The sequence below is a fragment of the Pseudanabaena sp. UWO310 genome, from assembly GCF_006861605.1.
GTDB lineage: Bacteria > Cyanobacteriota > Cyanobacteriia > Pseudanabaenales > Pseudanabaenaceae > Pseudanabaena.
Genome location: NZ_SELU01000020.1, coordinates 1 through 13,063 on the forward strand (window position 1 = coordinate 1; position 13,063 = coordinate 13,063).

A 13,063-nucleotide genomic window follows, 5' to 3' on the forward strand; every position below is an offset into this window, starting at 1 on the left:
GATGTCCATTTTTTACTACTTTTTCTCCTTTACAATTTGGGCATTGCATTTTTTGTCATTGAACAACTCCAACTCTTATTTTCTAACATACTATTATTATTTATCATTATGAATATGTGCAACGCCAAAAAAGACTACAGAAACTCAGTAATAATCGTACTAAAACAACTCAAAATACGCTCAAGCTCATTGAGATAGAAAACATTACTATCAAGAGTCAGCAACTTATTTTCTAGTTTCAAAAACTGCCATAAATTGCCCGTTGTCACACATCCATAAACTTTATCCAAGGTTTCACCATGCTTTTGGTTATAGCGAATTGCCCCATACATTTGAGCAGCACATTGCCCTAACCCATTCTCCAAGTTATCGCGCTTCGCCTCCACGATCGCCATAATTGGCGTACTAATAAAAGTTGAAGTCGTACCCTTGCCAAGAATAAAATCACATTCTCCTACCAGTCCCGCCTCGCGATCGCTATCAAGGTTTTTGCCCGAATAAATAGCCAACTGTGTCGAAAAATGTGCCTCTACTTCCAACAAAATTGGCGCAATAATAAACTCAGATTTTGCCTTTTCGCTGCTAGTTGTGAGCGCAAATTTCTTACCCTTCGCAAGGGTTTCCAATAACCAACTACTAACCTGAATCGTACTTTCTGGAGATGAAAACAAGTCCTGCTCAACAAAATCAAGAGAGAACTTATCTATAACCTGTTCAACTGTAAAATCACTGTAAGCCATAGTTTTATTCTTTCTCTATAGTGAATCAAACGTAGGATGGGTTAGCGATCGCGTAACCCATCATCTTCATCAACTATTCTATTTTCCAAGGCTTTCCCCATAGCTGTTTGAACTGTCCATCATCTGCAAGAAACTTAAGAAAGTTCAAACAATCTTCAGAACCATCTGGAAAGATCGTTAATAACTCAAGATAACTAGCAGTTGGCTTAGGAATCTTTTTAGTTGAATCATTAGGATCTGGCTCCAACTTCATCAAAGGATACATCCGATGCCACAGCCGCCCAATCTGTCCCACTCTTCCAGTTACAGAAGATTTATAAATGGATAGTTCGGAAATTTTGGCTTTATTGTCTCTCTTTTGATAAGCTCCATGTAACCATTGAATTGCTTCAGAACTTTCTTTGTTACTCGCAATTCTGCCCCAAACCATTACCTTGTCAGGATGCCAAGCCTCTCGCCAACCAGTAGCATAATTTGCAGTCAACTTGACACCTTGCAGTTGTAACCAAACTCTAGCCGCTTCCTGTAATTTATCTAAAAAGCTAGTTACATATTTTGAGCCATAAACCTTAATATCGCGAGCATAACGCCCCTTCTTCCATTGCCAATGACAACCAATTAGCGGCTTCCTGTCGTTATTCTTTTCGTAATACTCCTCATAAAACAAACGATGATCGGCTCTACGCCATGACTTACCGAAGCCACCAAAAATCATCGCAAACTGATTCAGATGCAAAATCAGATTTTTTAAAGCCGCCTTATGTTCTTCTGAAATCTCTTGTGACAATAGCCAACCGAGTTCGCCTTCTACCTTATAGCTAGGTACTTCCCATTGACCATTACCAAATAATTTGGGCTCAAAGCTGGTTGTGACAAAGTTCATCATCAATAAACCCCATACACCATGCCCTGAGACACCGCCAAAAATTTTCTCAACTTGTTTCTCAGCAGTGTCTGCATCTATCAAACCACCAAAAATCCGCAACGCATGACCACGAATCGCCGCCCGAAAAATATTGGGACGAAACTCGCCCGATTCATCTAAACGCTTTGATGCCATCCCTTGCCCCTTCAACAGATGCGGCGGATACAACAACTCACCCTTTAATTGATCGCGATGACCATAACCTGCGGAAACCCGACAACCAATCCCACGCCCCAGCGCCGCTTCCCAAATTTGCCAGATCTCCTCCCACTCAGATTCATCAAGTTCCTCTGAAGCCGAAATTCCAAACTGAATTGTGGGTTGATAGAGCGAAATTTGGACTTTAGCTCCTTCTTTTTCACTATTCATTACCTGTAACTTTTGCTGTGGATGAATGAGATCAACTAACCCATCAGTCCAACTGCTATCTACAGGATAACCACCATGAAAGCGCAAAATTCCTGGGGAGAAGTCGCCTTTAGAAATCTCCTGTCCGCAATATTTACCAAGGCGATCGCGAAATAGCCGCTTGCAAGCCTGACGAAAAGCTCCCTTCATACTCGAACCAGGGTAAAAGGGATAGCCAGACGCACCAATGACAGGACGAATCACACCATCATCCTGACCTGAATTCGTCACAAATCGCCAACTAATCGTATATTCTTGCTTTTTGACTGGCTCATCAAATATCGGAGCAACAGGATAAGTTTCACTTGTCCACTCTTCACACCAGATCTCAGCATCTTGAGACTCTCTAGGTTTATTGTGTTTGGGATCTGCTTTACGGGCTTGATCGAGAAACTGTAATTGACACCGACCTTTAGTCTGTGCTTGAAACATCATCGGCACTTTTTTATAAGCATCGGGAATATTTGACATTTTTTAGTCCCTAAAAACTATTTTTTCTTATAGCGCTGAGTCCACCAAACCAAACAGTCACAAAGCTGCGTCAGCACAGCCATCGCCACCCGTTGATCTTGAATGTCTACCTCTTTCCACAGTCTTTCTGCCATCGCTCGGACAGCTTTAGCATCTTCAGCTTTTACAGGATCGTTAGGAATTTTCACCCCTGCTTTTGCCATTACCGCCACAAGTTGTTCCCATGTCTCTTTCCAGTAAGCACCTTTAGGAGTGCCTTGCAAACGCAAATGTTCACCCCAGAAGCGCTCCAAGCCATAAGCCACAGCTACACGCATCTTAAAGGCTTGCCCCAAAGAATCCTTATCGCGTTCTTTCGCATCCAGAACTAGCTTCTGAGCAATGCGATCCAAATCATAGGTTTTCCAAGCCATTACTGATAATCTCCTGCAAGTGTGACATTACAACGACCAAAGCCAACCGACTCCAAACCACCAAAATACATATCCTGCGAAGGGTCATCGCCAAAAGGTTTCCAGCCTGATTGCTTCAAAGCGATCGGAAATATTAAAACGCTTCCCTCTGGCAAAGCCTCAACATTAAAAAATGCCCCTTTTTCAGTATCGACTTTTTTCATTTCGTCCATCATCTTGATGCGACTCTGGCGATACAAAGCCATGTCATGCAACATCGCAATATCGTTATCACCAACCACCACCAAACTCTCAACCGACAAATCTACACCTTGAGGAATCCATTTCTGCATTACTGCGGCATCAACTTGATGCTCAATTTCCATAAATCCAAGGTTGAAAAATAGGATTTGTTTAGCAATACCGCGATCGCTAATTTGCCGACCTCGTAAAGTTTTCGCCGCCGTGTAAGGTTTTGGAATAGCATCTGTAGATCCCGTAATCAGTTTGTATCGCTTAAGCAATCTTGGGCAGCTAATCCAAACTACAGGCTGTCCGGGACAAAAAACAGGCAACCAAACCAGCGAAGCATATTCAAATTTAACGATCGCTTCCGTAGTTCCGCCATCAGGTCTACCCTCCACAGATTCATGTCCGTACCATGTATTCTCCAAGCCCTTTTCCGTCTCGCGCATATCCGCCCGAAAGCGTCCCCGAATCGAACTCCCAGCAATAATCCCTGTCTGTGTAAATTGATCGCGAAAAATCAAATTGAGATTACCAGACTCCTCACCTGCGGCAGCGCCAACATGCAAAGGGGCAAGGGTTTCAATAATTCCATAGGCTTTTTTGTACATTAATCCTCTCCTTTTTGTTTAATTTTTTGGTCAGCTTTAGGCTCAACTTTAGGCTCGATTTTGATTTCTACAGGTAAGCACAAACCACAACCAAACTGCCGCAACGGTAGCCCCTCACCCGATGCAAACCACTCAGGCGGGAAATCCCACCAAGTGAGATCGAGGGGATGTTTGACTACATAAACCGTTCCCGCAGGCACAGCATAGCGACCAATGCTCAGCTTACTTGCCCGTTTGTTTTGCGTCTCACCTTTACCCACACGATAACGCCAAGGCTCAGGGCGATCGGTCAGCATCTCAGGACGCTTATTGCTAAAGCGCACATCGTTAGGATAGCGAGTTGAGAGATTGTTACTTCCCCACACCGCAGGCGTAATCAGCGCAAAACTCCGCCCGATTTTTTGCTTCAGTAATTTGCAGATCGAACTATGCTCTATCAGGGCTTGACTAGTGATTTCGACAATGTGATTTTCACCACCAAAGCGATACCAACCGTCAGGCAGTTTATGCGTCGAGAGATACACCAAACAGCTATCTTCACGCATCTGCACAGCATTCTCTAAAAACAATCCATCGCGATCGCGCACATGTTTCTCATCATCCTTGAGATAGGGATGCAAAATCGGCATGAATTCCCAAGGAGTTTTACCAACATCATTCAACTTGCCTTTGTCAGGGCGCTTTAGCTGTGAGGTTTGTTTATGCCAAGAGTTGATGCTCTGCCATTGATATTCAGGATCGAGATCGGGATGTTGACGCTCCCATTTGTGATTGATTAGCGCCCATTCATCAAAATCCTTATTTTTCTCGCCGACAATGCGCGATCGAGGAATTGGTACAAAGAAGTTTTCAGGATGATCTGACTCTGCCCAAAATGCTCCAGCCACAGCCAGATTAGTTTTTAGCTCTTGATGATCGGTAAACCTCTGCTCTTGATTTGTCGCCAAAATCAACCCCGAAAGCGTTCCCGCATCAGGCGGAAATTTTGCACCAGAGCGCCCAACTAAGTTTTCAGGAGACAGAAATGCGCCAGCACTGCCATAGAGCAAGCCCAACGGACGGATCACAATTAGGAATTTGAACATAACTGCCACCCCACTTTAATCATGCCGTCAATCCATTCGATCATTGATTTGGGATCTTCAGACCCTGTGATTTGTCTACGTTGTTGAGAGAGCATTTCCTGCTTATCTTTGCCGAAATACAATCCAAACAACTCAAGCGCGATCGCATCATTAGCTGTTTCAGCAGTAGCAGGTGGTATCGCATGACGTGCCTTGAGTTGTGCCAGATCGGTATATACATGGCTCCAATTCGCATCTTTGCCAGAATTATCATTGCGATCGCGATAATCCTTCAACCATTCCAAACACTTCCAAGGCGTAGTCCACTGTACAAACTGCCCATTATTAAACAGGACTCGAATTGTCAAGCGATCGCGCCCCAAATTCTTAGCCAACTTCTCCGCCTCGCGGCAATGCTGCAACACATCACGCTGCGGTACACTATGCCCCGCCCACACAAAACCCACACTGATCGTAATCCCAAGGTTTCCTTGTTCCCAACTATCACGTAAATCCAGTAACCATTCAATCACTTCACGGCTATCTAATTTAGGAGTCTGTTTGTCCCCATACATCACACCGAGAAAATCATCTCCTCCCGCATAAACTATACGACCTTTTTTATCAAAATCTGTTTGGAATTGCTTACCCCAAGCCCTCAAAGACTGGCTAAATTGAGTAACGCTAGCCTTATCTGTAAGCCTCTTGAGGTGATCGCCGACCTTATCGCCATCACCCATAAACCAGCCAGTCCAATAGGTCGCACCAGATTTATCATCTTTGCGAAGCACTTCTCGAAAAGTCGGCGCATAAAGATCGCGATGGATATTTCTAGAGATCGCCTCATAAGTAACCAATCTTTTGATTAATTCGGGAATACTCAATCGCTCATTTTCGTTGATATAAGCGCGATCATTCTCATCACCTGAAGGATCGAGAACTTCAGCAATCCTCTTGTAAAACTTTTTGATTTCTACTTCATTCGTTCCCAAACTATCCATATTTGGATGCGCGATCGCATCATGCCCCGATAAACTCGAACTTTCACCATTCCAATTCGGCACAGTCCAAGCCCGCCGCAACTTCCGAGTTTCGAGATCGCGCATTGCTGACTCGATATCTGCTCCACTACCCCAAAACACCTCCCAAGCGTGAATTTGCCATCTTGTCCAAGAGTTAAACCAACCCTCATCATCAATTTGCAAATTATCTCTCAGCCAACCACGACAAGCCGTTACAATTTCTTTCCAGCCTTCAGTTAAAGCTTTCTGAGCATCGTTATGCGAGAAATCTCCCAATATTAAAATTCGATTGGGCATACCCTGCACAATATCAACATTTGCCATCTCAGAGACATCATCGATCGCGATCGCAGGTGAAATCACTTCACAGTTTTTACTGTTAGCTACACAGACGATCTTCCAACTTAAGTACGAGAGAATTTGCGACGCACCATAGAGATCGCGTAACTTGCGGGACTTTTCGATAAAGCCTTGCACAGGCGCAAAAGTAATCACAGTGTATTTTGCAGTTTTAGTTTCCTGTGTTTGAGAATCTTCCTCAGCCTGCAATAATGTCGTCACGATCGCCTTACCTCCCGCACATATTTATATAAGCAATCTATCAGTATTTTGTCATACATTGCAATTCAATCAAGATATTTTTACAAAACATCTATATAAGTTAAATTGTCTTCACAAACTAGCTTTTAAGTACATTCATAATCTTTAATAAATATTGTCATTTACTTGACATAGCCCTATGCCTAAGACTAACGATCTTCATTCTTATAGCGATCGCCAAGCCTTTGAGCGACTCATGCTTTTAATTGCCACATTCATTCACTATCCTGGAATCGGTTGCCCCGATCGCGAGGGTAAAAGTTCGCAAACCGCCCATGAATCTCTAGAGGCAGTCAAAGAAAAAGTCGATGAAGTAGCCAAACAATACGATATCTCTCTATCTAAATATTCCATCCCCACCTTACGCAAGGATTTAGTAACTCTGCGTAAATATGGAATTCTAGAACAGCGTATTTATCGTTGGGGCTATTTTCTGGGAACAGGAATGATGTCCTTCCGAGACTTGCAAGTAGCCATCAATGCCCTTGCTTCTATGGCAAAATATCAGCGATCGCCACAGGCTATTCGCATTTATGACGATCTATCCCAAAAGCTGCGTACTAAGCAAGATTTAGCATCTACAGATTTAGTATCTACAGATTTTCTCTATCCATTGCGATCGCAAATAGATCGAGCGATCGTATATACCGATATCAATGAGATGATCGAACACAAAAAGACTCGCTACAATCTCTATCACTGCTTGGATCGATTGGAATCAGCAATTACAAACGGACAAGCGATCGAGATCTTTCGATATGCCGATCCCTATAGCCAGAAAACGGGATATTTACAAGTTTTCCCTTTGCAATTGATTTACCATGATATTGCTTGGTACTTACTCTACGAATATATCGATAAAGGTCATTTAGAAATCGAACGAATCGATCGCTTTACCGATCATATTCAATCCCTCAATCAAGCCAGAGGAACTGAACTGCAAAAAGCAAGTTTAACTGTGGCAATGAATCTGTTTAAAAAAGGTTGGGGCTTGTTTCTGGGCAAACCCATTGAGCAAGCGCAGGAGATAGCGGGAAATCTGGAATACATTAAAGTCAAGGTGCGTTTTTTTACACCTGTAATTGCTTTTATCGAAGAAGGAGATAAAAGGCATATTTCCCAATCCATTGATAAGCGAGGAAAACCCAATTATATCGATTACAGTGTGGCACTACCAGAGCGATCGCTCAATGAATTTTGTCGCTGGGTTAATCAGTTTGTACATAATGCTAAGGTGCTTGAACCTCCGCATTTAGTCGAACGTTATCAGTCCATAGCTCTTAAACTGACAGAGTTATATGGCAATGCAAGAGATAACGAACCACAAGAAAAATTTTGAAAGCGTTGCGAAGCAACGCTTTCAAAATTTTTCTTGGTTTGGGTTTGAGCGCAAAGCGCTGTATGTCCTAAGCAAATCTTACCAAGAGCAAGTTCAAAAACTATAGCTATCGCCAAATGTACTAGGACATAAACCCCAAGAATTGACTGGCGGCGCGAAGCGCCGCCAGTCAATTCTTGGGGTTTGATTTGTCCTAATTCAAGTGACTGTAGCTATAGTAATTGTCCCACCCGAAAGCATGAGATCGGTAAAAATATTGAACCTTGAGTAACATCGCCAAGGTCTAAGCCTATGTAAGCGATCGCAAAATCAACTAAATTAGGAATATTCATTATGTTTAACAATTTCAAGCGTGTTCTCGCCGTTGCAATGTTATCGACAACCCTAGGAGGAATCGCCATTCCTAGCATTGTTTCCGCACAAACGAGTCCCAACCAAGGCGCACAAACCACCCAGAAGCATCATGACGGTGGATGGAAAAAGCTTAATTTGAACGACGACCAAAAACAACAACTGAAAACGATTCATACCAACACCAAACAGCAGGTACAGGCTGTTTTAACGGACGCTCAACGCGCTCAAATCGCGACTGCAAAACAATCTGGCGATCGCAAAGGAGCATGGAAATCACTGAACCTCACCGCCGACCAAAAACAACAAATCAAGAATATTCACAAGAGTTCTAGAGACCAAAGCCTTGCAATTTTGACTCCAGAACAACGCACCCAACTACAACAAATGAAAGCCAACCATCATCAGGGCTAATATAGCAGTGAAAGTTTTACTTAGGACATAAAAACCAAATAAATAAAGGCGGCGCGAAGCGCCGCCTTTATTTATTTGGTTTTTGATTTGTCCTAACTATCCAGAAGAATGTAAATTTGAACCTTTTCATCCGCTGCAAGTCTAAACTGCTGTAAATCTCCTCATTGGCATCAATCATGAAACTCTCAACTATAGTATTACTATGTGCCACGACGATCGGTGCGATCGCTTTTCATCCCACGGCAGCCTCCGCCGATGTAACGTTTAACACTGGCAGTCAAGGCACTAGCATAAGCATCGGCAATCCCACCCCAATCTACCAACCCCAAGTAATTGTCGAACAACGTCCCGTAATCGTCGAACAACGCAATTCAGAATGGCATCGCAGAGAAGAAGAGCGTCTCAGGGAAGAGCGTCGCATCGCCGAACAAAGAGAACGTGAACGTTTTGCTGAGAGACAAGAACAACAGCGTTTAGCCGAAAGAAGGGAGCGTGAACGTGCGGAGGAAAGACGGGAACAACAACGTTTAGCCGAAAGAAGGGAGCGCGAACGTGCGGCGAATTGGAGGCAAAACGAACAACGTGTTGCCGATCGGAGTTCGAGCCATAATTACAACTCTAATAACTGGCAAAATAATAATTCCGCTAATAATAACCGACGCTCAGATCGTTAAGATCGTTAAGTAGTTCAGCATAATTACAGCGCTTTGCGCTCAAACCGAAAAGAGAGTAACGCTCGCGTAGCGAGCGTTACTCTCTTTTCGGTTTTTAATTTTACTTATGCCCAGCTAAGTACCTCAGCATAATTAAAATCTAGAGCTAAAACCTGCGGCGCACGCGCAGTATGCGCCGCAGGTTTTAGGATTTTATATTTAATATTAAAGTAAGAATTCTAACTTTCATGGAACACCATAATACGATGATACGTTCAGCCCAACCTGCCGATATTCCCAACTTGTTTCATCTGATCGAAAAAGTCAGTGATTTTCATAAGTCCTTGGATATAGATCGCTATAATTTCTTACCCAATCAGGGCAAGCTCTACGAAAAATGGTTGCACAAATTATTATTGGATTCTCGTCATCTTTGTTTGGTTGTTGATGCAAGCGAAGCAGAATCCTCTCAACTGGTTGCCTATCTCATTGCAACGGTAGAATCGGAAATTCCGATCTATCACCTCAAGGAATATGGCTATATCCACGATCTCTGGGTTGAAGAATCCTATCGCCGCCAAGGAATTGCGCGTCAGATGCTAATGAAAACTCGAGAACATTTTCAGCAATTGGGAATCCCTCAAATTCGCTTAAATTCCTTAGTAAATAACGCTGCTGCCTTTAAACTCTATTCTTCCTGTGGCTTTCGCCCCAGCACCTTTGAGATGCTACTCAAGTGCAATATTGACTAACTGTTATTATCTCAAGTATCAAGACAAACTTCTTTACGAAAAAATTCATGCACATTCATACTCTCGACCAATGGCAGCACTCGCATAATTTTTCTGTAGATCGTCATGAAGCAGAAAGTAAAACCAAAATCGTACTACTACTAACCGTCGTCACTATGATGGCGGAAATTGGATCTGGAATCGTTTTTGGTTCGATGGCACTGTTAGCGATTGCCAAGAGAAGTACCAATAAACCGAGCAATCTCCGAAAATAATTGACTCCATCAAATAGTTCTAACCATGCCCAAGTAAACAAAGCGCCAAAAGCCAATAGGCTTAACCCCGAATTCACTTTACCTGTGGTAACAATCAGTTGGAGCAAACTAGCTACACCCCAGACAATTACGCAAGGGGAGCGAGGCAGATATCTTGTTCTAAGGTCGCAGGTTTTAGCTCTGGATTTTAACTATGCTGAGGTACTTAAGTAGCTAAGCATAAGTAAACTTAAAACCTAGAAGAGCGTACCGCCCGCTGCGCGGGCGGTACGCTCTCTGGTTTTGGTTTTTAATTATGCTGAGGTACTTAATGGGAATGATTAATGGGAATGTGTTTTTTAAGTGGTTGACTTGAGGTGTGTTTATTTACAAACGTCTGGTTTCCAATCACAATTTTATAAATACCTTCGTAGGCATTAGCGATGATTGCGTAGCCATTACTATCGGTTTTTAATTCGACATTGGTGCGCCATGTTTGGTTAATGAGACGATTTAATCTTGTAAAAGCAGGTTTAGGAATACCATCCTTATTAAGAATCCCCGTAGGTGCGCCCAGCCAAGCCCCGCGATCGCTATATGACCAGAGAAAAATGCCTGATATATGGGGATAGCTATAAGCAAGTCGATACAATAATTCGAGATAATCAGCTTGTATTAGTTCGTGATCGCGATCGCTTTGCCAATCCGTATAGGTACGGCTAAAGTCAAGGTTGGGGATCGTAGCTCCTGATAGGACACTAACTTCAGTAAAAACAATTGGTTTACCCAAACTAGAGAGATTCTCAATAGTAGTTTTTAGTCGCTCGATTGTCCAATTTCCGCCAAACATATGAGCTTGCTGACCGATACTATCAAATGGAACTTGAGCTTTTTGGAACTCCTGTAGTATTTGGGGATAACGAGAATTTGAAATAAAGTCATTAATCACAGCTCTAGTTTTGGGGTTAAGCTGCTTGAATTTAGTTAGATATTCTTTAACAATATTGATCTTTCCCTGCTCTTTGAATAAATCCGTAAAAGGGTGATCGTAATTATCCCAAGTCACTAATTCATTAAATACATCTACCTCATCAAGTAGCGGGAAAATAAATTCGGACATATGTTGGATAACTTTATCCATGTACAAGCGGACTTCTTGAGATGTCAGTTCCCGATTCTCTAGCCATAGGGGCAAACAAGCTGGATTATGATTCCAAAATAAAGGATGTCCGCGCAGATAGAAGTTATGGTGCTTTAGCCAAGCAATTTGCTGAAGTAATGCGGCATCGGCATATTGATTTTCCTGTGGTTCGTAATAGCGCCAATAGAAAGTTACTGTTGCTGCGTTGAAAAGCTGAAGGAAATATTCACGATGAAGGCGATCGCTTGTACTCTCATTATCTTTAAAATTGAGATTTGTGTGATAAGCGGCTCCAAAGTTAAATAGGTGTCGCCAATGCTCTATTTTTACAATTTGATTGGCAATGGGTTGACCAGCGAGATCGAGCAATCTTACTTCTAAATTTGCCGTCCTTAATTTTTGAATTCGGCGATCGCTTTCTTCATTTATCGCTTGCCAGTTTTCTGCTCCACTATATTTTTGCCCAAAAAATACCGATAGAACTGTACTGATTCCTAACGTGCTAATTGCTCTAAAAAATTGCCGACGGTTCCATTTCATAGCTCTTTTTTAATCAGTGATGCTCGAATGCTTAAAGTCTTGGAAATAAGTAGGTTAGAACTGGTATTGCGATAGCATCAGGCAATTAAACTACAGCACTTTCATTAATCGCTAATTTTTTACCTGTAGCATCGAGTATTGCCTTGACACCAAGAGGCAACACCGCATTTTCCAGAATATGACCGAACATCAGATTGTATAAAGTTGGTTTTCCCAAGGGTTCAAAGCGATCGCGTAGGACTTCTTCTAGACTAAAGCTTCTTAAGCCACCATCCTTGGCTTGACAGTCCGAGAAATGTCCCAAGGCAAAACCTGCCGCTGCTTGTAATTTCCCAGCGAGAAATAGTTGCGTTAACATCCGATCGATCCGATAGGGTTCTTCACTAATATCTTCTAAGAAAAGAATCTTGCCCCTTGTGTCGATTTCATAGGGGGTTCCCAAAAGACTCACCACCAAACTGAGATTACCGCCAACAAGTTCACCTGTGGCTTGTCCTGAAACAATAGTGACTAGACGATGTTTGCGAGCTTCATCATCTGTGCCTCTGTAGGGAGACTTGGCAATTTCTCCAATGCTTTGATTAGCCATGACTGCGCGACGAAAATGTGCGATCGCATAGTCACCAACGGCACTTAAACCTGACGATCCGTGAAAGGTAACTAGCCCTGTTTTTTGATGGATTGCCAATACCAAAGCCGTGACATCACTATGTCCGATAAATACTTTGGGATTTTGGCGAATCATTTCGTAATCTAATAAATCCAGCAATCTAGTACTGCCATAGCCACCCGAAAAGGTAAAAACACCACGAATATCGGGACGGTGAAACATCTCATTAATATCCGATGCTCGTTCCGCATCTTTTCCTGCTAAATATCCATACTGAGAAGTAATATGTGAACCCAGTTCCACTTGAAAGCCATACTGCTCGACAATTTCTTTGGCAATTTTGATGTCTTCTGGCTCAAAGCTATAACTGGCAGGGGCTACCAGTCCCACTTTATCGCCTTTTTTTAATGCTGCGGGTTTGATGATTTTGCGATCGGCATTTTCCGACAACTGTGCCGAAGATTCCTTGGCAGTAATGAGACTGGTTGCTAGAGCGATCGCCCCAGAAGCACTAGCTAAAAATTGGCGGCGGGAGGCTTGGTAGTTCATGG

At 42.8% G+C, this 13,063-nt stretch carries 12 protein-coding genes and 2 pseudogenes; 5 read left to right on the top strand and 9 right to left on the bottom strand.

From position 1 onward, the window contains the following. Positions 1–134: 134 nt before the first annotated feature. The 6 genes from PseudUWO310_RS08450 to PseudUWO310_RS08475 all read right to left on the bottom strand — a co-directional run bounded on the left by PseudUWO310_RS08450 (position 135) and on the right by PseudUWO310_RS08475 (position 6,440). Complete coding sequence (locus PseudUWO310_RS08450; protein WP_142600246.1) at positions 135–740, bottom strand: hypothetical protein; 606 nt, start codon at positions 738–740, stop codon at positions 135–137. A 73-nt stretch (positions 741–813) separates the two neighbouring features. Next, positions 814–2,544 (bottom strand): RAMP superfamily CRISPR-associated protein, encoded by a 1,731-nt coding sequence (locus PseudUWO310_RS08455; RefSeq protein ID WP_142600247.1) that lies wholly within the window; start codon positions 2,542–2,544, stop codon positions 814–816. Positions 2,545–2,561: 17 nt separating this feature from the next. Then, on the bottom strand, positions 2,562–2,957 hold the full coding sequence (locus tag PseudUWO310_RS08460) for a hypothetical protein (protein ID WP_142600248.1): 396 nt from the start codon (positions 2,955–2,957) through the stop codon (positions 2,562–2,564). Next, positions 2,957–3,793, bottom strand: coding sequence for an RAMP superfamily CRISPR-associated protein (locus tag PseudUWO310_RS08465; protein WP_142600249.1), 837 nt, complete (start codon positions 3,791–3,793; stop codon positions 2,957–2,959). The genes PseudUWO310_RS08460 and PseudUWO310_RS08465 overlap by 1 nt, the downstream gene beginning before the upstream one ends. Next, positions 3,793–4,878 carry a type III-B CRISPR module-associated Cmr3 family protein gene (locus PseudUWO310_RS08470; RefSeq protein ID WP_142600250.1) on the bottom strand — a complete coding sequence of 362 codons (1,086 nt, stop codon included), beginning with the start codon at positions 4,876–4,878 and terminating at the stop codon, positions 3,793–3,795. Before PseudUWO310_RS08470 ends, PseudUWO310_RS08465 begins: the two co-directional genes overlap by 1 nt. Next, positions 4,863–6,440 (bottom strand): Cas10/Cmr2 second palm domain-containing protein, encoded by a 1,578-nt coding sequence (locus PseudUWO310_RS08475; RefSeq protein WP_142600251.1) that lies wholly within the window; start codon positions 6,438–6,440, stop codon positions 4,863–4,865. Before PseudUWO310_RS08475 ends, PseudUWO310_RS08470 begins: the two co-directional genes overlap by 16 nt. Positions 6,441–6,618: 178 nt before the next feature. Here PseudUWO310_RS08475 and PseudUWO310_RS08480 point away from each other — a divergent pair, with 178 nt between their 5' ends. The 5 genes and pseudogenes from PseudUWO310_RS08480 to PseudUWO310_RS23895 all read left to right on the top strand — a co-directional run. Beyond that, the gene (locus tag PseudUWO310_RS08480) at positions 6,619–7,818 is read left to right on the top strand and encodes a helix-turn-helix transcriptional regulator (RefSeq protein WP_142600252.1); all 1,200 of its coding nucleotides are present in this window, start codon (positions 6,619–6,621) and stop codon (positions 7,816–7,818) included. A gap of 333 nt (positions 7,819–8,151) precedes the next feature. Then, positions 8,152–8,583 carry a Spy/CpxP family protein refolding chaperone gene (locus PseudUWO310_RS08490; protein ID WP_142600254.1) on the top strand — a complete coding sequence of 144 codons (432 nt, stop codon included), beginning with the start codon at positions 8,152–8,154 and terminating at the stop codon, positions 8,581–8,583. A gap of 176 nt (positions 8,584–8,759) precedes the next feature. Then, on the top strand, positions 8,760–9,257 hold the full coding sequence (locus PseudUWO310_RS08495; protein ID WP_142600255.1) for a hypothetical protein: 498 nt from the start codon (positions 8,760–8,762) through the stop codon (positions 9,255–9,257). Between the two features lie 245 nt (positions 9,258–9,502). Then, positions 9,503–9,988: a GNAT family N-acetyltransferase gene (locus tag PseudUWO310_RS08500; RefSeq protein ID WP_142600256.1), complete on the top strand. Its 486-nt coding sequence runs from the start codon at positions 9,503–9,505 to the stop codon at positions 9,986–9,988. A 47-nt stretch (positions 9,989–10,035) separates the two neighbouring features. Beyond that, positions 10,036–10,197, top strand: a pseudogene (locus tag PseudUWO310_RS23895) (cation transporter); the annotation flags it as partial. Here the strand turns inward: PseudUWO310_RS23895 and PseudUWO310_RS23900 are convergent. The 3 genes and pseudogenes from PseudUWO310_RS23900 to PseudUWO310_RS08520 all read right to left on the bottom strand — a co-directional run. Continuing rightward, positions 10,194–10,391, bottom strand: a pseudogene (locus tag PseudUWO310_RS23900) (hypothetical protein); the annotation flags it as partial. The pseudogenes PseudUWO310_RS23895 and PseudUWO310_RS23900 sit on opposite strands and share 4 nt — an antisense overlap. Positions 10,392–10,549: 158 nt before the next feature. Then, positions 10,550–11,902 carry an endo-1,4-beta-xylanase gene (locus tag PseudUWO310_RS08515; protein ID WP_142600257.1) on the bottom strand — a complete coding sequence of 451 codons (1,353 nt, stop codon included), beginning with the start codon at positions 11,900–11,902 and terminating at the stop codon, positions 10,550–10,552. An 85-nt stretch (positions 11,903–11,987) separates the two neighbouring features. Continuing rightward, the gene (locus tag PseudUWO310_RS08520) at positions 11,988–13,061 is read right to left on the bottom strand and encodes an LD-carboxypeptidase (RefSeq protein WP_142600258.1); all 1,074 of its coding nucleotides are present in this window, start codon (positions 13,059–13,061) and stop codon (positions 11,988–11,990) included. Positions 13,062–13,063: the final 2 nt, after the last annotated feature.